15 protein-coding genes are annotated in these 19,430 nt (G+C 55.2%); 9 read left to right on the top strand and 6 right to left on the bottom strand.

From position 1 onward, the window contains the following. Positions 1–51: 51 nt before the first annotated feature. From AB8809_RS15010 to hlyD, 4 genes are read right to left on the bottom strand one after another with little or no spacing between them, the layout of a single operon-like run. The gene (locus AB8809_RS15010) at positions 52–1,188 is read right to left on the bottom strand and encodes an ABC transporter permease (protein WP_349856566.1); all 1,137 of its coding nucleotides are present in this window, start codon (positions 1,186–1,188) and stop codon (positions 52–54) included. Positions 1,189–1,197: 9 nt separating this feature from the next. Beyond that, on the bottom strand, positions 1,198–2,373 hold the full coding sequence (locus AB8809_RS15005) for an ABC transporter permease (protein ID WP_181844366.1): 1,176 nt from the start codon (positions 2,371–2,373) through the stop codon (positions 1,198–1,200). Continuing rightward, complete coding sequence (locus AB8809_RS15000; RefSeq protein WP_349856565.1) at positions 2,366–4,108, bottom strand: ATP-binding cassette domain-containing protein; 1,743 nt, start codon at positions 4,106–4,108, stop codon at positions 2,366–2,368. The genes AB8809_RS15005 and AB8809_RS15000 overlap by 8 nt, the downstream gene beginning before the upstream one ends. Continuing rightward, positions 4,101–5,129 carry a secretion protein HlyD gene (hlyD, locus tag AB8809_RS14995; RefSeq protein ID WP_349856564.1) on the bottom strand — a complete coding sequence of 343 codons (1,029 nt, stop codon included), beginning with the start codon at positions 5,127–5,129 and terminating at the stop codon, positions 4,101–4,103. The genes AB8809_RS15000 and hlyD overlap by 8 nt, the downstream gene beginning before the upstream one ends. A gap of 513 nt (positions 5,130–5,642) precedes the next feature. Here hlyD and AB8809_RS14990 point away from each other — a divergent pair. The 7 genes from AB8809_RS14990 to rhlE all read left to right on the top strand — a co-directional run bounded on the left by AB8809_RS14990 (position 5,643) and on the right by rhlE (position 14,433). Beyond that, positions 5,643–7,748, top strand: coding sequence for a TonB-dependent receptor (locus AB8809_RS14990; protein WP_349856563.1), 2,106 nt, complete (start codon positions 5,643–5,645; stop codon positions 7,746–7,748). Beyond that, positions 7,738–8,748 (top strand): iron-siderophore ABC transporter substrate-binding protein, encoded by a 1,011-nt coding sequence (locus AB8809_RS14985; protein WP_349856562.1) that lies wholly within the window; start codon positions 7,738–7,740, stop codon positions 8,746–8,748. Before AB8809_RS14990 ends, AB8809_RS14985 begins: the two co-directional genes overlap by 11 nt. Beyond that, entirely contained in the window at positions 8,745–9,734 is a 990-nt protein-coding gene (locus tag AB8809_RS14980; protein ID WP_182099522.1) for an iron ABC transporter permease, read from the top strand. Before AB8809_RS14985 ends, AB8809_RS14980 begins: the two co-directional genes overlap by 4 nt. Further along, positions 9,727–10,758, top strand: coding sequence for an iron ABC transporter permease (locus AB8809_RS14975; RefSeq protein WP_349856561.1), 1,032 nt, complete (start codon positions 9,727–9,729; stop codon positions 10,756–10,758). Before AB8809_RS14980 ends, AB8809_RS14975 begins: the two co-directional genes overlap by 8 nt. Before the next feature lie 12 nt (positions 10,759–10,770). Continuing rightward, positions 10,771–11,622 (top strand): ABC transporter ATP-binding protein, encoded by an 852-nt coding sequence (locus AB8809_RS14970; RefSeq protein WP_182099524.1) that lies wholly within the window; start codon positions 10,771–10,773, stop codon positions 11,620–11,622. Further along, the gene (locus AB8809_RS14965; protein ID WP_349856560.1) at positions 11,612–12,421 is read left to right on the top strand and encodes an IucA/IucC family C-terminal-domain containing protein; all 810 of its coding nucleotides are present in this window, start codon (positions 11,612–11,614) and stop codon (positions 12,419–12,421) included. The genes AB8809_RS14970 and AB8809_RS14965 overlap by 11 nt, the downstream gene beginning before the upstream one ends. A 578-nt stretch (positions 12,422–12,999) precedes the next feature. Then, entirely contained in the window at positions 13,000–14,433 is a 1,434-nt protein-coding gene (gene rhlE / locus AB8809_RS14960) for an ATP-dependent RNA helicase RhlE (protein ID WP_015839796.1), read from the top strand. A 38-nt stretch (positions 14,434–14,471) separates the two neighbouring features. Here the strand turns inward: rhlE and AB8809_RS14955 are convergent, their stop codons facing one another. Next, positions 14,472–15,371: an EamA family transporter gene (locus AB8809_RS14955; protein ID WP_349856559.1), complete on the bottom strand. Its 900-nt coding sequence runs from the start codon at positions 15,369–15,371 to the stop codon at positions 14,472–14,474. 115 nt (positions 15,372–15,486) lie between these two features. Here AB8809_RS14955 and AB8809_RS14950 point away from each other — a divergent pair, with 115 nt between their 5' ends. Beyond that, positions 15,487–16,359 (top strand): AraC family transcriptional regulator, encoded by an 873-nt coding sequence (locus AB8809_RS14950; protein ID WP_349856558.1) that lies wholly within the window; start codon positions 15,487–15,489, stop codon positions 16,357–16,359. A gap of 86 nt (positions 16,360–16,445) precedes the next feature. Here AB8809_RS14950 and pepT read toward each other — a convergent pair whose 3' ends face one another. Beyond that, positions 16,446–17,675, bottom strand: coding sequence for a peptidase T (gene pepT / locus AB8809_RS14945; RefSeq protein ID WP_349856557.1), 1,230 nt, complete (start codon positions 17,673–17,675; stop codon positions 16,446–16,448). Positions 17,676–17,829: 154 nt separating this feature from the next. On the opposite strand from pepT, the gene AB8809_RS14940 reads away from it, so the two are divergent. Next, positions 17,830–19,425, top strand: coding sequence for an ABC transporter substrate-binding protein (locus AB8809_RS14940; protein WP_015839799.1), 1,596 nt, complete (start codon positions 17,830–17,832; stop codon positions 19,423–19,425). Positions 19,426–19,430: the final 5 nt, after the last annotated feature.

Genomic DNA, 19,430 nt, shown 5'->3' with positions numbered 1-19,430 from the left:
GCGGTTGTTCCTCGCGCCAGATATTTCCCTACCGAGTATTCCCTCTTACTTCTACGCGATATTCCGTCGGAAAATCGCGTAGGCTGCCGATCCGGTGGTGAGTGTGATGATGAACAACGGCCACAGGCTGCTCCAGATAATGCTGAAATCCGCGTCCTTGAGGTAAATCTGCTTCGTTATATCGGTGAAATGGCGAATCGGGTTAATCCAGGTGATGTGCTGCAACCAGATCGGCATATTTTCAACCGGTGACACATAGCCGGAAAGCAGAATCGCGGGCATCAGGAAGACGAACACACCGATGAACGCCTGCTGCTGTGTGGCACAGAGTGAGGATATCAGCAGGCCAAAGCCCACCAGTGATAGGCCGTAGATCAGCATCGTGGTGTAAAACAGCAGTAGCGATCCGGCGAAGGGGATATGGAAAATCAGGATGCCCGCCAGCAGCACGATCGTGGCTTGAAACGTGGCGACGATCAGCGCAGGTACGGCTTTGCCAATGAAAATTTGGCTGGTGGACAGCGGCGAAACCAGCAGTTGTTCCAGCGTGCCTTGTTCTCGCTCGCGTGCCACGGAGAGTGCTGTGACAATCAGTACGCCGATGGTGGCAATCATGGCAATCAGCGACGGCACCACAAACCATTTGTAGTCCAGATTCGGGTTATACCAGTGACGAACCACCAGCTCGCTGTTGTTTGGATTGGAAGCGCTCTGATTTGCGCCGTTTTGAGCAGGTCTGGCCGCCAGCAATGCCAACTGATAATCGCGCACGATGTGCTGTACATCGTTAGCGGCGATCTGCGCGCTGTTAGAGCGTCTGCCATCCAGAATCAGCTGGATCGAGGTACTATTTCCGCTGGCGATATCGCGCGAGAACTGCGGCGGGAAGCGCAGAATGAGAAGCGCACGCTGATTATCCAGCGTCGGTGCCACGTCCTGCGGGCTATGTAGCATCAACACATGAGAAAAGGACTTCGCCTTGGCAAAGCGCTGCGTCAACTCAATCGCATGGGGGCCGTTATCTTCGCTGTAAATGGCAATGGTCGCGTTGGTCACGTCGAGCGTCGCGGCGAAAGGAAACAGGGAAACTTGAAGGATAACGGGCAACACCAGAATGGAACGCGTTTGCGGATCGCGCAGCAGCGATTGCAGTTCCTTAATAATTAACGTCCACAGACGATGCAGCATAGTCGCTCCCTAATCCAGCCTGCGCCGGGTTTGCCAGGCCGTCAGGCCAATAAAGACAATCGCCGAGAGAATGAGAAACAGCAGGTTAGTCATCAGCACCGTACCGATATTCCCCGCGAGAAACAGCGTTTGCAGTGTGCTAACGAAATAGCGCGCCGGGATGATGTATGACACGCCGCGGACGAATTCCGGCATGCTGTCGATTTCAAAAATAAAGCCGGACAGCATGATGGCAGGCAGAAATGCCGCATTCAGCGCCACCATGGCGGCGTTGAACTGGTTGCGGGTGAGGGTGGAGATGAGCAGACCCATGCCCAGCGTGCTGGCAAGGAACAGACTGCTGATAATAAATAGCAAAATCAGCGAGCCGCGATAGGGCACCTGCATGATAAACGTTGAGACCAGAATACACAGCGTCATGGCGATCATCCCGAGAAAGTAATACGGGATGAGTTTGGACAGCAGCAGTTCGGTACGGGTGACCTGCGTCGAGAGCAGAGCTTCCATTGTCCCGCGCTCCCACTCGCGGGCGATGACCAGCGAGGTGAGGATGGCACCAATCACCGTCATAATGATGGTAATCGCGCCGGGGATGATGAAATGTTGACTGATGGCGGCCGGGTTAAACCAGTAGCGCGACTGCACCTCGATAAGCTGCTCGAACGTCTCGCCGCGATCTTCCGCCCGCTGTTGTTGCCACAACAGCCAAATGCCTTCCGCGTATCCCTGCACAAAATTCGCTGTGTTGGGTTCGCTGCCGTCGGTGATAACTTGGATCGGGGCGCGATCGCCCGACCGTGCCAGCCGTTCGGCAAAGTCAGTGGGGATGACGATCAGGCCGCGAATGCTGCCTGCCTGCATCTGCTGAATCAGGTACTGACGATTATTGCTGATGGTCGGCTCAATAAATGGTGATGCCGCAAAGGTATTTGCCAGATCGCGCGCGTCCTCACTTTGCTGTTCCATCAGGATACCGACGTGCAGGCGACTGGAGTCCAGATTAATGCCGTAGCCGAAGATAAACAGCAGCAACAGCGGAATCACGAAGGCGATCAGCCCGCTGCTGGGGTCACGCAAGATTTGGCGGGTTTCTTTCAGGCACAGTGCCCGCAGGCGACGCGTGGAGAAATGCGTGCTGCCGTGCTGGTTCTTGTTGTCCGGCTCAACGCTATTCTGTTCAACCATGTTCCGCCTCCCCATCGTATGCCTGAATCAGCGCGATAAACGCTTCTTCCATCGTTGGTGATGGCGTCTCTGCGCTGGCTGCCTGCTGTTTCAGTTCGTCAGGTGTGCCGCTGGCGATCAGCTTACCGCGATACACCAGTCCGATGCGGTCGCAATATTCCGCTTCGTCCATAAAGTGTGTGGTAACCATCACCGTGACGCCGCGGTTAACCATGCCGTTGATATGTATCCAGAATTCGCGTCGGGTCAGCGGATCGACGCCGGAGGTCGGTTCGTCGAGAAACAGAATATCGGGTTCATGCATCAGCGCACAGGCCAGTGCCAGTCGCTGCTTAAAGCCTAGCGGCAGAGCGTCCGGCGTTTGTCGATAAATCGGCTGAAAGTTAAAGGCATCGCTCATGCCGGCCATTTTATCGCGCTGCGCCTTGCCTTTGAGCCCATAAACGCCGGAGAAAAAGCGCAGGTTTTGTTCGACGGTCAGGTTACCGTAGAGAGAGAATTTTTGCGCCATGTACCCCAAATGCTGACGGGCTTTGCCGGAGCTAGTTTTCAGATCCATATCGAGCACCAGCGCTTTGCCGTCGGTCGGCACCAGCAGGCCGCACATCATCTTGAAAGTGGTTGATTTACCTGCTCCGTTCGGGCCGAGCAGGCCGAAAATTTCTCCCCGCTTTACCTGAAAACTGACGTGATCGGTTGCGGCGAAATCACCAAATTTTTTCGTCAGCGCCTGAGCTTCAATGACCGTTTCGCCGCCGCTGACATCAATCTGCGGCATGATGCTCGCCAATGATGATTCGCTGGCTGGGCCGCCACCCAGCAAATCGATAAAGGCATCCTCAAAGCGCGGATCGGTGTCGTGCAGACAACCCGCTTCCAGATGCAGATCAGAGAGCAACAATGCCCGATCCACATCGGGTTTGAGTATCAGCCTGACGTATTGCCCCTGAATCACGCCATCGCTGACCTGCGGCAAACGCAGCGCTTCCTGCAACACATCCCGGTGTCGACGATCGCCAGTATCAATCAGAATGCAGCGTCCCGCCATGCGGGCGGTCAGATCGCGCGGCGCGCCGCGATACAGCAGTTCGCCTTCGTTCAGTAGCAGCACATCCCGACACTGCTCTGCCTCATCGAGATACGACGTGCTCCATAGAATCAGCATGCCGTCGTCAGCCAGTTCGTGCACCATGTGCCACAGTTCACGGCGAGAAATGGGGTCGACGCCGACGCCCGGTTCATCCAACAGCAGTACTTTAGGCTGTCCCAGCAGCGTACAGGCCAGCCCCAGTTTCTGTTTCATGCCGCCGGAGAGTTTGCCTGCCAGTCTGTCGGTAAAACGGGTCAGGTCGGTAAATGACAGCAGGCGATCGAAGGTGTCTTTGCGTACCTCACCAGTAATACCGCGTAGATCGGCATACAGCGTCAGGTTTTCCATTACCGTCAGATCTTCATACAGGCCGAACTTTTGTGGCATGTAGCCCAAAATGGCATGGAGCTGGCGATCTTCTTTGATGGGATCCAGATTTGCCACGCGCAGCGTACCGTGGCTGGGCGTTAATAGTCCCGCCAGCATGCGCAGCAGGGTGGTTTTACCTGCACCGTCTGGGCCAACCAGCCCGGTCACGGCGCCGCTGCGTATCTCGGCAGTGAGGCTGGCGAGCGCGGGTTTTTCCTGTCCGGCAAAGCGTTTTTCCAGCCCGTCCAACGCGATTTGCGCGGGAGAATTAGTCATGACGAACGGGCTCGTGCGTGCGGTTGGCATCCTCCGTGCGCGCATCTTCAACGCGTAGCGTGACTGGCATCCCTTGCCGTAAACCGTCATCAGGATCGTTAACGACAATGCGCAGGCGATAAACTAAATCGGTGCGGAGATCTTCGGTTTCGACGCTTTTTGGCGTGAATTCGGCGCTTGGCGAGACAAAACCGACTTTGCCACGGTAGGGCTGATTGGGGCGGCCATCGGTGTAAATCAGCATGTGACTACCGGGCACGACGCGGCCGAGGTCTTTCTCACTCACGTAAGCGCGCACCCAAACCGGTCGCGTCAGGGAGAGGGTGAAAACGGTACTGCCCGCCGCCAGCATGCTGCCTTTTTCGGCGGCGCGGGTGAGGATCACGCCGGGAGAAGGGGCAAGCAATTCGGCATCCTGCTTATCCAATTCTGCCTGTGCCAACCCGGCTTCGGCCTGGGCTACAGCCGCCTGCGCGGCGGCAATTTCCTGTGGCCGGTTACCGCGTTCGAACTGGCTCAGCTTATCTTTCGCTGCCTGTAAAGCCGCAAGCACCTGATTGCGTGAGGTTCTGGCGTCGTCCAGCATATTGGCGGAAATGGCGCGCTTATCCCACAGCCCCTGCTGACGCTGATAGAAACTGTTGGCGTAATCATAGGCTGCTTGACTCTGGACCACCTGAGAGCGCACCTGCGCGATTTCTTCCTGCCGGTAGCCTTCCTGCGCTAACTGGAGCTGTGCCTGAGCGCTGGCGAGGTTGGCCTGCGCCTGATGTTGTGCATTCTGATAAGGCGCGGCATCAAGCATTGCCAGCGGTTGTCCGGCCTGTACCGTATCGCCCTCATCAACGTTCAGCTCGGCCACTCTGCCACCGACGCGGAAGGCCAGATTGACGGTGCGGATGTCCACATTGCCGTAGAGCGTTAACGGTTTTTCCTGCTGTTGCTGGTGGTGATAAAGGCCATAGCCCGCACCGAGCAGGACAAGAACGAGGGCGGCTAACGCCAATTTTCTCTTGTTCATCACGCATAATTCCTTGTTTATCAGCGGTGAGCTTGTCAACGGTAGCGATCCCGCAGGCCGTTCAAAGGACGTGTCGTCTCTTATTTCTGGAAGCTATTAATCATATGACGGGTTACAGAGGTTTATGGTGATTTAGAGTGATCTATTTCACAAAAATGCACGGCATCTGGCCGATGCTTTCAGGTATCTCCGCATGTCTTCGCCATAACAGCTTCATTTTGTTAAAAAACTGAAAAGAAAGTGTCACTATTGTAATTTATTTCATTGAATGATAATAATTGTTATTAGCAATTACATAGCGTTCTGGCGGCATTGATGATGTGAATAGGGTGAAGCCCCTGCGCTCAATGCCTGAGCCAGTAATAACCGCCAAGATGTTTCGCGTGAGACGAAGCATTTTGGCGTTTTTTTGTCTGTGCCGAGGTGATTGTTTTCAGATAAACGCCTCGTTACAGGTAGTAATTTTTTATTCACGGTGGGATACATAACCAAAGGGGAAGGACAGTGAACCAGATGCGCACTTTACTCGCATTGATGCCATGCGTGCTGATTGCTCCGGCGTATGCACAGGATGACACGACCAAAAAGGGTGAAGCGAGCGGTGATGAGATGGTGATTACCGCCTCACGCTCGAATATCCAGCAGCAGAAAGCGCCGCAGGTGGTCACGGTGATCACTAAAGAGCAAATTGAGCAGCAGATGCAGGTCACCTCTGACTCGTCGCAAATTCTGAGCAATCTGCTGCCTTCGTTCTCCCCCAGCCGTCAGAAAATGAGCGGCAGTGGTGAAACCTTCCGCGGTCGTGCACCTCTGGTGATGATCGACGGCATTCCGCAATCTAACCCGCTGCGCCCGACCGGGCGTGAAATGCACACTATCGATTTTTCGATGGTCGAACGCGTAGAAGTGATTCATGGTGCCAGCGCTACCAACGGGTTAGGCGCTCTGGGGGGCGTGATTAATATCATTACCCGTCGACCGGAAAACGGCTCATTTAATCAGCACGTCAACGTACAGACCACGCTCCCGACGGAGAAGATTCGCGGTGAGACCGCCAGCTATAAAACCACCTATCGGGTCGATGGACGCGAGGACTATCTCGATTACCTGTTCTCGATTGGCTATGAGAATCAGGGACTGTATCTGGACGGCAACAACCGACCCGTCGGCGTGGATAATACGCAGGGTGATACCATGGACTCCCGCGCTTACGACTTGTTAGCGAAAGTCGGGTACTGGCTGGATGACTATCAGCGCATTCAACTGAGCGTGAATCGCTACCACATCAAAGGCGAAAATAACTACCTCAGCGTGGACGGCGTGCGCAGACTCGGCATTCCGACAACGTCGGTACGTGGCACACCGCCGGGTGAGGCACCAAATAACAGTATTTGGACCTCTGGATTAACCTACGAACACCACGATCTGGCAGGAATGAAGCTGTCGGCGCTGCTTTTTAATCAGCGTTATGAAGCATTATTTGGTGCGACGAATTCATCGTCTTTTCAGGATCCGACGATTGCTCCAACCGGAACGCTTTACGATCAATCCCGATCGGTTGCCAATAAGTACGGTACTAAACTGGCGCTGACGAAAGATGACCTGCTGGATGACACGCTGAAAGTCACCGTCGGTTTCGATACGCTGTACGATAAGGGCAAGCAGGATCTCTATCTGACCAAGCGTACCTATGTGCCGGAGATGGAATACACCAACTATTCACCGTTTATTCAGGGTGAATATCAATTACTGGATAATCTGGTGCTGCATGGTGGTGTACGCCACGAAGCCGCGAAGCTAAAAGTAGACAGTTTTCAGGCTGTGGCAGCGAATAATCGCGTAGCTGTCGAGGGCGGATCGTTGAAGTTTAACGAAACGCTTTATAACGCTGGTGCGGTGTATTCCATTACCGATTCAGTCGATCTGTTTGCCAGTTATTCCGAAGGTTTTGGTATGCCGGAAGTAGGGCGTGTGCTGCGTGCTATAGACAATCCAGGTGTTAGCCTGAGCGACTTTACTGACCTGCAACCGATTGTCACCAATAACGTGGAAACGGGATTCCGGGTTAAAAAAGATCGCTTTGATTTTGAGGCTAACTATTACCAGTCCAACGCTAAAATGGGCGACCGTGTAGAGGCGCGAGGTGATAACTTTGTCTCCGTGCGTGAAAAAACACGTATTCAAGGCTTCGAAGTCAAAGCGGGCTATCAGATCAACGAACGGCACAAGGTGAATGCTTCCTACGCACACAGCGAAGGGAAATATGACAGTAACGGCGATGGCAAGCTGGATAAAAAACTTAACGGCCTGAATATCGCGCCGGATCGCCTGATTACCAGCTGGTCGGCGAATTGGAACGACCAATGGAGCTCATTCGTGCAGGCTAATTATGCTTTTGGCCGTAGCTTTGATGATGCGGGATTGGCGTTTGACGGCTATCTGCTGATGGATGCAGCGGTGGGGTACAAGCTGCCGTATGGTCGTCTCAATGTGGCAGTGGCTAACCTGCTGGATAAGCAGTACATCACCTACTATTCGCAGGCTGGGCTCAATAACAACACGCGTTATTTCTCTGGACGCGGTCGCACGGTGACGTTGGGTTATTCGATTGATTTCTAAGCTTAACCGATTTAATCACGCCCTCAATTCAGCAACACGGCAGCGTTTTACGCTGACCGTGTTGTTGTCTTTTCTGCTGGTGACGCTGGCACAGGCGGCGGAGTCACCTCGCCAGATTCGGCATGCGCTGGGCGTGACCACCGTGGACGGGACGCCGCTACGTGTCGTGACCCTGTTTCAGGGGGCGACAGACTCTGCTGTTGCGCTGGGAATCCAACCGGTTGGCGTGGTGGAATCGTGGACGGAGAAGCCGATTTATCGCTACCTCCGCCCCGCCTTGCAGGGCGTGACGCTGGTCGGGCTGGAAACGCAACCCAGTCTGGAAACCATCGCGCTACTCAAGCCCGATCTCATCGTGGCATCGACTTTTCGGCATGAGAAAATCTACGGTCTGCTGTCGCAGATCGCGCCGACAATTGCGCTGGATAAGGTGTCTGAGTTTAAAGAGACCGTTCAAATGATGGGCGTGGCGCTGAACAGGGAAGATAAGGCACGCGAGATTTTATCCCACTGGAATCAGCGCGTGGATGGGTTGCGCGGCCGGCTGAAAGCGCGATTTGGCGACCGCTGGCCACTCAGCGTTTCCATTCTCGAATTCCGTGAAGATCACATGCGCAGCTATCTGCCCGCCAGCTTTGCCGGGTCGGTGCTGTCGGAAATCGGCTTTGTCTGGTCGCGTCCGGAAAGCTACACCGCAGGTGTGATGCAAAAGCTCACCAGTAAAGAGAGCATTCCGGTGGTGGATGCCGATCTGTTCTTTGTTTTGCTCCGTTCAGGCAAACCGGCCGTGGCGCAGAATTATCGGGACTGGCAAGCTCATCCGCTCTGGCAGCGGCTGCATGCGCCTCTGCAGCAACAGGTGTATCCGGTGGATAACGTAGCCTGGAGCCTGTCTGGCGGTATTTTGGGGGCGAACCAGATGCTGGATGATATCGAACAGCAGTTTGCCGAGCCTGCGGGTAAAAAAAGCGATATCGCAAGGGAGAACACGACGCGATGAGACAGAGCATCGTGACGGCAGCGGGTATCGCATTATTGCTGCTGAGTATGGTTGCCAGCCTGATGCTGGGGCAGACGACGATTTCATTTGGCGCCGTATACAACGCGCTGTTCCATTACAATCCAGAACAGATCGACCAGATACTGGTGTTGACGACTCGCCTGTCGCGAACGGTGATTGCCATCGTTGTTGGCGCCAGCCTTGCCGTTGCCGGAGCCTTAATGCAGGCGTTGACGCGTAATCCGTTGGCTTCACCGGGGATATTCGGGATTAACGCCGGGGCAATGTTTGCCATCGTCCTGCTGTCCTCACTGTTTACCTTTTCCTCGCAGACCGCACTGGCGTGGACGGCCTATTTGGGTGCCGCCGTTGCGGGCGTCATGGTGTATGTGCTGGGTACGCTCGGCAATGCGCGTTCCAGCCATTTACGCATTGTGCTGGCTGGTGCCGCGATTAGCGCACTGTTTATTTCGTTTACGCAGGCGCTACTGGTGATTAATCAAGACGGGCTGGATAGCATGCTGTTCTGGCTGGCCGGTTCGGTGTCTGGCCGCAGCCTGTCGATGCTGTTACCCCTCCTGCCGTACTTTGTCATGGCGCTGTTCCTTACGCTACTGTTAGCGCGTCACCTGAATATTCTGGTGGCAGGCGACGAGATCGCTAAAGGGTTAGGGCAGCGAACGGCGTTGGTGCGTGCGTTGTCCGGGCTGTGTGTCATCGGGCTGGCGGGTGGCGCGGTGGCAATCGCCGGAAATATCGGTTTTGTCGGGCTGATTGTGCCGCATATTGTGCGTCGCGTGCTGTCTGCCGATCACCGCTGGCTGCTACCCGGCTGCGCTATTTTCGGTGCCACGCTGTTGCTGTTGGCTGATATCGCCTCGCGTTTGCTGATCGTACCGCAGGAAGTGCCGGTTGGGGCGATGACGGCGCTGTTGGGCGCACCGTTCTTCATTTATCTGGCGAGAAAGGGGATGCGGCATGGGTAAGGTGTGGACCGTGCGCGTGGGGAAGGTTTCGCGCCAGATTGATCGCCGCACGTCTGCGGTGGCGCTGTCGCTCCTGCTGGTGCTGTTAGCCGTTATATTTCTCTCGCTGTCGCTCGGTGAGGTGGTGATGTCTCCTGCGCAGGTGACATCGGCGCTGCTGGGAAAGGCAGACAGCGGCGTGCATTTTATCGTCAATGACCTGCGTTTACCGCGCGCGCTGCTGGCGCTGTTGGTGGGCGGCGCGCTGGCGATCTCCGGCCTGATTCTGCAAAGCATTGTGCGCAATCCGCTGGCTTCACCAGACATTCTGGGGATCACCAGCGGCGCATCGGCGGCGGCAGTCTTCTTTCTCTCGTTTCTGGCGACGGTGATAAGTCAGCGTTGGCTTCCGCTCGCAGCGATGGGCGGTGCGTGGATAACGGCGATCGCGATTTATCTGTTGGCCTGGAAGCAGGGAGCCTCGCCGCTGAGGCTGGTACTGGTTGGCGTTGGGCTGTCAGCCATCATGGGCGCGGCGGTGATGATGATACTGGTGTTTAGCCCGATCGGCACCACACTGACGGCTTATGTGTGGCTCACAGGCAGCATTTATGGCGCGCAGTGGCAGCATGTATCTGAGCTGGTGGGGTGGCTGTTGATCGGTGCGCCGTTTCTGGTGGGGCTGGCGCGGCACGTTAATGTGCATGAGTTGGATGACGCGCTGGCCTGCGGTGTCGGTCAGTCTGTCGGACGCATCCGGCTGGCGCTGCTGACGCTGAGTGTTGCGCTGGCAGGGGCGGCGATTGCTTATGCGGGTGCGATGGCGTTTGTTGGCCTGCTGGCACCGCATATCGCGAAAAAGCTGGCGAGCCGTTCATTCCCCGGTCTGGCGTTGGTGTCGGCGCTGACGGGGGGACTATTGGTGATGGTGGCCGATTTAATTGGCCGCACCGCGTTCCTGCCGTTGGATCTGCCCGCCGGTATTTTTATTTCCGTGCTCGGAACACCTTTCTTTATCTACTTATTGCTTCGGCAACGTTATTGAGATTGCAAGACTATGCCAGAGAATGTGCAGCCAACACGCATCCCTCACACTAACCGCGAGGCGATTGCCAGCCAGTCGCTGACGCTGAGTTACGAAAAACAGATCGTGATTGATGCGCTGGATATCACGTTGCCAGCGCGGAAAATTTCGGTGCTGGTGGGCAGTAACGGCTGCGGTAAGAGCACGCTATTGAAGTCGTTTGCCCGCCTGCTGAAACCCACGAGCGGGACGATTATTGTCAATGGGGCGGATATCCATCGGCAATCTACCGTTGAGGTGGCGAAATCGCTGGCGATTCTTCCCCAAACGCCGACCGCACCGGAAGGGCTGACGGTGTATCAACTGGTGAAGATGGGGCGCTACCCGCACCAGTCGTGGCTAAAGCAGTGGTCGACAACGGATGAGGAAAAAGTGCTTCAGGCGCTGCGTAGCACTGGTGTGCTGGCATTAAAGGATCGCGCGGTGGATTCACTGTCCGGTGGGCAGCGCCAGCGCGTATGGATCGCGATGACGCTGGCGCAGGATACCGATATCGTGCTGCTGGATGAACCGACGACCTATCTCGATCTGGCGCATCAGATGGAAGTGCTGGATTTGTTGCGGGAATTGAACCTTCAGCAGCAGAAAACCATCGTCATGGTGTTGCATGATTTGAATCTGGCGTGTCGCTACGCGCATCACATGGTGGCCGTACACAATCGGACCGTATTTGCGCAGGGCAACCCGCGTGACATTCTTACGGAAGCCACGGTAAAAACGGTGTTTAACCTGAACTGTCGCATCATTGACGATCCGTTCTTCGGCACGCCGCTATGCATTCCGTTTGGGCGTGAGGCGGCGGAGACTGTGGCTGATGTCCGCTAATCGCCTGACGGCACAGCAGTGGGCGATGCTCTCCGGCACGCTGCAATTAACGGATGCCTCACAGCGTGCAGGGCAGGATAGTTGTCCAAGCCGTAGGGTGTTAGATCCCGACTATTGCCGCCGGCTGCTGGAAACGCTGACGCCGCCGCTGCTGTCGCCATCGATCAAGATTACCGCCTCGCTGCTGGCAAAGCGGATTGGGTTTCTCACCACGGCAGCCAGCCTGTACGCCATGTCGGTGTATAACAAAGGGCTGAACATGACGCTGGATAACTGCGTGCTGGAATTCGGACATGCTCACCTGTGGACGTCGACCATGCCGCTTTACGATCTGACGGTGTCCCAGCCTGAGTGGGAGCAACGGGACGCGTGGCGCGATAGTCTTTTTGAAACGCTGTTTGCTCATCACCTGTCGCCGATCCTGCATACGCTGGCGACGGTGTCGGGCGCACCGCTGCGCATCCTGTGGGAGAACGTCGCGGTACGGGTGTTTTCATTATACGAACAGCGCATTGAGTGGGACGATCCGGCGGCGGTGTGCGCACCGGGAATGACGTTAGCGCAGCAGGTGCAGCAGGACTTTGACGCCTTGCTGGCTGCGCCCGGCGAACGTTTTGGCTGTGATGACAACCCGCTGAAACCGTTCTTTCGTGCGAAAACTCGGGTTCCCGTGGCGGGGCGTACGGTGAGCTTTCGTGAGGTGCGCTTTCGCCGCACCTGCTGTTTTTATTACAAGGCGTCGCAGCCACAGGAATACTGTCAAAATTGCCCATTACTGCGCCCCACCAGAAAAACGTAGGGAACGTTTTTGAGATTGCTGACAAAGTCCGTAGAGCGGGAATAACGGATAGATCGTAAAGACGCTGTGAATACGTCCATGTACGCTCGGCTTGCGCAGATATGAATCTCATCCCTGAAAGAGTGGCGGGCAGGAAGCTCGCCATAAAAAAACGTAGGGAACGTTTTTCAACGTCGCTTGCGACGGCCCGTAGGGTGGCGAGCAGGAAGCTCGCCATACAAAAACGGGCTGACACAGATAAAAATCCTCCCGTAGTTATACCCTAAATAATTCGAGTTGCAGGCAGGCGGCAAACGCGGGAATCCCCAGGAGCTTACACTAGTAAGTGACTGGGGTGAGTAAGAGAAGCCAACGCACATGCAGCTTGAAGTATGACGGGGATAGAATCTCTGCTACAATCGGCGGCAGTCATGCACCGTAGTTGTGCCCGTTCATCGTGGTTGTTGCGTATGTCGTTGTTACGTGAAGTGTTACGTAAATTGTTGCGTTAATAGTGGCCCGCCAAACCCGTCTTACTGACCCTCTGAAAACTACACCGGCTGCTGTCCGGTCAGAGCGGATCTGGAGTTGTTCTTTTTATGTCATTTGATTCTCTCGGCCTGAGTGCCGATATTCTGCGCGCGATTGACGAGCAGGGTTATCGCGATCCTACCCCTGTTCAGCGTCAGGCTATCCCTGTCGTGCTGGAAGGGCGCGATTTGATGGCCAGTGCCCAAACGGGTACGGGTAAAACGGCGGGCTTTACGCTGCCATTATTGCAACTGCTGAACAGCCGTGAAGCGCAGAATAAAGGGAAAGGCCGTCGTCCGGTTCGGGCATTGATTCTGACGCCAACCCGCGAGCTGGCGGCGCAGATTGATGAAAATGTGAAGGCGTACAGCAAATATCTGCGCCTGCGTTCACTGGTTGTATTCGGTGGGGTGAGCATTAACCCGCAGATGATGAAACTGCGCGGCGGCGTGGATATTCTGGTGGCGACGCCGGGGCGTCTGCTCGATCTGGAACACCAGAACGCCGTTGACCTGTCACAGATTGAAATTCTAGTGCTGGATGAAGCAGACCGCATGCTGGATATGGGCTTCATTCACGACATTCGTCGTGTACTGGCGAAGCTACCTGCTAAACGCCAAAATCTGCTGTTCTCCGCGACCTTCTCTGATGAGATTAAAGCGCTGGCGAACAAACTGCTAACCAATCCAGCCTCGGTTGAAGTCGTGCGTCGTAATACGCCGTCTGAACTGGTGACGCAGCACGTGCATTTTGTCGATAAGCGCCGCAAGCGTGAACTGCTGTCACAGCTGATTGGTGAAAACAACTGGCAGCAGGTACTGGTCTTTACCCGAACCAAACACGGCGCTAACCATCTTGCTGAGCTGTTGGAAAAAGACGGAATTACCGCTGCAGCTATCCACGGTAATAAAAGCCAGGGGGCGCGTACCCGTGCGCTGGCGAACTTCAAAGACGGCAGCATTCGCGTGCTGGTCGCGACCGATATTGCCGCGCGCGGTCTGGATATCGATCAACTACCGCACGTGGTGAACTATGAGCTGCCAAACGTGCCGGAAGATTATGTTCACCGTATCGGTCGTACCGGTCGTGCGGAAGCGACGGGCGAAGCGCTGTCGCTGGTGTGTGTGGATGAGCACAAGCTGCTGCGTGACATCGAACGTCTGCTGAAGCGTGAAATTCCGCGTATCGCTATCGAAGGTTACGAGCCGGATCCGTCTATCAAGGCTGAGCCGATTGTGAATGGTCGTCAGGGCAACCGTGGCGGCGGCGGGGCGCGCAATGGATCGCCCCGCGCGCAGTCTGGTGCGCCACGCGGCCAGTCCGAGCGTAGTCAAGGTCAGAGTGAACGTCGCTCGGCCGATGGCAATCGTCAGCCGCGTAAATCAGGCGGCAATAGCGATAGCCCGTGGGGTGGTAATAAAGGCAACGGCGGCAAGGGCAATGGCGAAGGACAACGCCGCGCACCACGTCCGCAAAACCGCAGTAAGCCAGCGGACAAGTAAAATAGATAGGGAGCCAGTGGCTCCCTTTTTTTATCGCGTTATTTTGCCGTGGCAGGCTGTGCAGTCGAGCTACGTGGGCGGTAGAACATCACAGCGTTACCCGCCAGAATCAGCAACAGGCCGATAAGCGCGTTGGGCCGCCACTGGTAGTTTTCAAATAGCGTTGAAATCGACAGCGCCACCAGCGGAAAGAGCAGCGTGGTGTAAGCCGCCTGACTGGCACCGATTCGACCGATCAGGCTGAAGTAAGCACCGAAGCCGATGACTGAACCAAAGATAGCCAGATAGAACAGTGACCCCAGATAACTGGTGCTGTATTCCGGTGCGAAGTGATACCCCTGAATCAGGCTGAACAATCCCATCCAGATCGCCCCATATCCCATGCCCCAACCGTTGGTTGTCAGTACGTCGCGACCTTGTCGCTGGTGCTGGGCACTGATCATATTACCGAGTGAGAAGCAGTACGTGCCCAGAACGCTCAATCCCACGCCCCACAGCAGATAAGGCTGCGCGTCGATTTGTGTCAGATCGTGCCAGAACAGGGCGATGATGCCGATAAGCCCGAGCGGTGTGGCGATTGCCACGTTGCGCGTTAACGGCTGCCCGAAGAAAAGACGGCTGTTAAAGGCATTAAACAGCACCGCCATCGAGAAAATGATGGATTCCAATCCACTCGAAATCCAGGAGATGGCGTGGTAAAAACAGAGAAAGTTAACGCCGAATACGCATAGCCCTTGTACCATACATAGCAGGTGAGCACGTGGGGAAAGCGGACGCAGGCGACGCGTCAGGGCCAGAAATGCCAGTAAGATGGCCGATGCCAGCGCAAAGCGCCAGAAAACGGAGACTTCAGCAGCGACGTCGCCCTGCTGCAGGCTAATGGCGATCCAGGTCGTGCCCCAAATCAGGACGACAGAGAAATAGAGTAGGGTATTCATTGAGTGATTCCGCATGAGTTCATGTTGGCAGTATGGCGCGTGCGTTTGTCGCAGGCTTTCAGCCCCTTGCGGTGAATAACAGAATCTTGCGGTTAAATGAAAAACGGAGGCAGCAATGCATCGTTATAAAGCGTTCGATACCATGCTGCATCATAAAACCGAGCTGCGCGATACTGTCGAACTGGCATCCGGCGTGCGTCTGGCCGCATGGTTTAACCGCCATGACCGCGTCACGATGGAAAACACTGAGCACCATACGCTTAGCCTTTATATCGCTGGTGGCTATGAGAGCTATCATCAAACGGCAGGCGGCTGGCATAACGGTGGCGGACCGGATCGTTTCTGTCTGATGCCGCAGCAGAGCGCATCGACCTGGGATATCCGTGGCGACCTCGATTTTGTACATCTGTATTTTGACGATGCACATCTGCGACAGCTGGCTGAGCAAACTTGGGAGCGCAGTCCGACATCGATCTGCACGGAAGAGCGGATATTTGGTAACGATCCGCTGATTACCTCGCTGTATCGGCAATTTTTGCTCAGTAACCGCTGGGACGATCCTGCAAATCAGCTAGTTCTTGGCAGTGCTGCAACGCTGTTGATGATTCAGGTGCTGCGTGGTTACACCCAATTGCAATGGGAACTGCCGATGGTGCGCGGCGGGCTGTCGCCAGCAGTACTGCGGCGTAGCAAGATGCAGATTGACGCGAATCTCGATCAGCCGCTGACGCTACAGGCGCTGGCGGCGGAAGCGGGGCTTAGCGAGTTTCACTTTGCGCGCATGTTCCGTCAGAGTGTGGGAATGGCGCCGCATCAGTATGTCCTGAAACAGCGGCTGGCCCGCGCTGAAGCGCTCGTGCGACAGAGTACGCAGCCGATAACGGATATTGCGCTGGCCTGCGGGTTCAGCTCCGCCAGCCACCTCAGTCATCAATTCAAAAAGGAATATGGCCTGACGCCATCGGCGCTGCGTCTGGCGCAGAAATAGACCGGAAAAAAGTAAACCGGTAAAAAATCAGTGAAACGTTGTCGAGGCGGATGTTCATCATCCGCCTCACGCTTTTCTGAACGTGATTATTTCGCCGCCAGCAGGCATAAATTCAACGCGACTTCATACGATTTCACAAATGACGGCACGGGTAAAAATTCAAACCGCGAGTGGAAATTGTGTGCGCCGGTGAAGAAGTTTGGCGTCAGCAATCCTTTGGCGGACAGCGCCGCGCCGTCCGTGCCGCCGCGCATTGGCGTTACTTTGGGTTCAATGCCCAGCGTGCCCAGTGCGGCAAACAGCAGGTCGATGGCCCGGCGATCGTCGGTAATGGCGTTGCTGATATTGCTGTAGATATCGGTGAGGCTGAATGTCACGCTACCCGTCGGGTACTGTGCGGCAATCTTCTCTGCGATCGTGGCGATCTGCTGCTTCCGTTGTTCAAACGTAGCTAAATCGAAATCGCGGATAGAGGCTTTAAGCTTCGCTTCATTGGCATTCGCCGTCAGATCGTTAAACCAGATATAGCCCTCGCGTCCTTCCGTATGCTCCGGCGTTTGCTGGCGATCGAACTGGCTGATAAAGTCATGCGCCATAAGCAGCGGGTTGACCAGTACGCCTTTCGCCGACATCGGGTGCGCGGGCACGCCGGTAAAGCGAATTTCCGCCGAGGCTGCATTGAAGTTCTCATACACCACTTCACCCAGTTCGCAGCAGTCGATGGTGTAGGCGAAATCGACATCGAAGCGTTTGAGATCGAGCGCTTTCGCACCGCGTAGCCCAATTTCTTCATCTGGCACGAAGGCCACCACGATATCGCCGTGCGGCGTAGCGTCGGTCAAATTTTCCATCAATGTCATCACTACGGTAACGGCAGCCTTGTTGTCCGCGCCGAGTACGCTGGTGCCGTCGCTAAAAATAATGTCCTGCCCGATATACGGCAGAATTTCCGGGTGTTCGGCCGTGCGCAGCCAGATGTCCTGTTTGGCATTCAGACACAGGTCTTCGCCGGTAAAGCGCAGCGTTTGCGGGTGAATATGCGGCGACAGGCCGACGTCAACCGTATCGATATGGGTGATAAAACCAATACGCGGCGCGGACGGACAGTTGCCCGGCTTCACGGCCGTCACGGTGGCGTGCTCATCAATCACGACATCTTGTAGGCCCAGGGCTTGCAGCTCGTCCGCCAGCAATCGTGCCATCTCATGCTGTTCTGGAGTGCTGGGCAGCGTTGTCGAGCTGGCATCGCTTTGGCTGGAGACGGCGAGATAACGGTAAAAACGCGTGCTGAGCTGATGAGCCAGACTGTCTGTCATAACGAATCCTTTTTATTCAGTACTTTTTATTCAGTAATAGCCTTGCTCGTTATCCTAACGTAGAAATTATTTCATTTGAGGGTTTTATTTGTCATTTTATTGTCATGACTTTTAGAACCGTGCGATGGAATACAAATAACAAGCGAGGTCTGGGATGAAAAAAGCAGGAATACGATTCACATTGGCTGCGTTGACGCTGGCGGTCGCCTCAGCGGCGTCGGCGAATACTCTGGTATATTGCTCAGAAGGATCGCCGGAAAACTTTAACCCACAGCTTTACACGTCTGGCACCAGCGTGGATGCCAGCGCGGTGCCGATTTATAACCGTCTGGTGGATTTCAAAGTTGGCACCACGGAGCTGATACCAAGTCTGGCGGAGCGCTGGGATATCAGCGCCGATGGGCGCGTGTATACCTTCCATTTGCGCAAAGGCGTTAAATTCCAGAGCAACAAATATTTTAAACCCTCGCGTGATTTTACCGCTGACGACGTTATTTTCTCCTTCATGCGGCAAAAAGATCCGCAGCACCCTTATCACAACGTCTCGAAAGGCACTTATGCCAATTTTGAGAGCTTGTCCTTTGGTTCGCTGATTCAGAACATCGAGAAGGTGGATGACCATACGGTGCGCTTTACGCTCTCCCATGCGGAAGCCCCGTTTCTGGCTGATTTAGCCTGGTATTTTGCTTCCATTCTCTCTGCGGAATATGCCGATGCGATGCTAAAAGCTGGCACGCCGGAACGCGTGGACATGGACCCGATTGGCACTGGACCTTTCGAGTTAGCGCAGTATCAGAAAGATTCCCGCATCCTCTTTAAGGCATTTCCTGCCTATTGGGAAGGCAAGGCCAAGCTGGATCGGTTGATTTTCACTATTACGCCGGATGCCTCCGTGCGTTATGCCAAGCTGGAGAAGAATGAGTGTCAGGTGATGCCGTTCCCTAATCCTGCCGATCTGCCGCGCATGAAAGAGAACAAAGATATCGTGCTGATGCAGAAAGCGGGATTGAATACCGGCTTCCTGTCGTTCAATACCCAAAAAGCGCCGACGGATAATGTGAAAGTGCGGCAGGCGTTAACGATGGCGATTAATAAGCCCGCGATTATCGACGCCGTTTTTCAGGGAACCGGAACGGCGGCGAAAAATCTGCTGCCGCCGGGTGTCTGGAGTGCTGACAGCGACCTGAAAGATTATGACTACGATCCTGAGAAGGCGAAGGCGTTGCTGAAAGAAGCGGGCTTGGCTGAGGGAACCACGATCGAACTGTGGGCGATGCCGGTGCAACGTCCGTATAACCCTAATGCCCGCCGGATGTCGGAGATGATTCAGGCCGACTGGGCGAAAGTCGGCGTGCAGGCCAAAATTGTCACCTTCGAGTGGGGTGAATACCTGAAGCGGGTGAAAAGCGGTGAGCATCAGGCGGCGTTGATGGGCTGGACAACGGCGACGGGCGATCCTGATAACTTCTTCGGACCGCTTTTTACCTGCACAGCGGCCAACGGTGGTTCCAATTCGGCAAAATGGTGCTATCCGCCGTTTGATAAAATCATCACCGAAGCGCGCGCTTCACAGGATCATGAACAGCGAATAGCGTTATACAAGCAGGCGCAGCAGATGATGCACGATCAGGCTCCCGCCGTCATGATTGCGCATTCCACTCTCTCTATTCCGGTACGCAAGGAAGTCATCGGTTATGAAGTTGACCCGTTTGATAAGCATATTTTTTATCAGGTCGATGTGAAAAAGTAAGACGT

Source organism: Pectobacterium aroidearum (assembly GCF_041228105.1).
Taxonomy (GTDB): domain Bacteria; phylum Pseudomonadota; class Gammaproteobacteria; order Enterobacterales; family Enterobacteriaceae; genus Pectobacterium; species Pectobacterium aroidearum.
The sequence above is the reverse complement of the archived record's forward strand: the minus strand, read 5'-3'. Positions and strand labels throughout refer to the sequence as shown.

Excerpts from the sequence above, each read along its gene's own strand:
- AB8809_RS14980 (WP_182099522.1), top strand. The coding sequence starts at position 8,745 with ATGAGACAGAGCATCGTGACGGCAGCGGGTATCGCATTATTGCTGCTG.
- AB8809_RS14970 (WP_182099524.1), top strand. The coding sequence starts at position 10,771 with ATGCCAGAGAATGTGCAGCCAACACGCATCCCTCACACTAACCGCGAG.
- AB8809_RS14965 (WP_349856560.1), top strand. The coding sequence starts at position 11,612 with ATGTCCGCTAATCGCCTGACGGCACAGCAGTGGGCGATGCTCTCCGGC.
- AB8809_RS14950 (WP_349856558.1), top strand. The coding sequence starts at position 15,487 with ATGCATCGTTATAAAGCGTTCGATACCATGCTGCATCATAAAACCGAG.
- AB8809_RS14990 (WP_349856563.1), top strand. The coding sequence starts at position 5,643 with ATGCGCACTTTACTCGCATTGATGCCATGCGTGCTGATTGCTCCGGCG.
- AB8809_RS15010 (WP_349856566.1), bottom strand. The coding sequence starts at position 1,188 with ATGCTGCATCGTCTGTGGACGTTAATTATTAAGGAACTGCAATCGCTG.
- AB8809_RS15000 (WP_349856565.1), bottom strand. The coding sequence starts at position 4,108 with ATGACTAATTCTCCCGCGCAAATCGCGTTGGACGGGCTGGAAAAACGC.
- AB8809_RS14975 (WP_349856561.1), top strand. The coding sequence starts at position 9,727 with ATGGGTAAGGTGTGGACCGTGCGCGTGGGGAAGGTTTCGCGCCAGATT.
- AB8809_RS15005 (WP_181844366.1), bottom strand. The coding sequence starts at position 2,373 with ATGGTTGAACAGAATAGCGTTGAGCCGGACAACAAGAACCAGCACGGC.
- AB8809_RS14940 (WP_015839799.1), top strand. The coding sequence starts at position 17,830 with ATGAAAAAAGCAGGAATACGATTCACATTGGCTGCGTTGACGCTGGCG.
- AB8809_RS14955 (WP_349856559.1), bottom strand. The coding sequence starts at position 15,371 with ATGAATACCCTACTCTATTTCTCTGTCGTCCTGATTTGGGGCACGACC.
- rhlE (WP_015839796.1), top strand. The coding sequence starts at position 13,000 with ATGTCATTTGATTCTCTCGGCCTGAGTGCCGATATTCTGCGCGCGATT.
- pepT (WP_349856557.1), bottom strand. The coding sequence starts at position 17,675 with ATGACAGACAGTCTGGCTCATCAGCTCAGCACGCGTTTTTACCGTTAT.
- hlyD (WP_349856564.1), bottom strand. The coding sequence starts at position 5,129 with ATGAACAAGAGAAAATTGGCGTTAGCCGCCCTCGTTCTTGTCCTGCTC.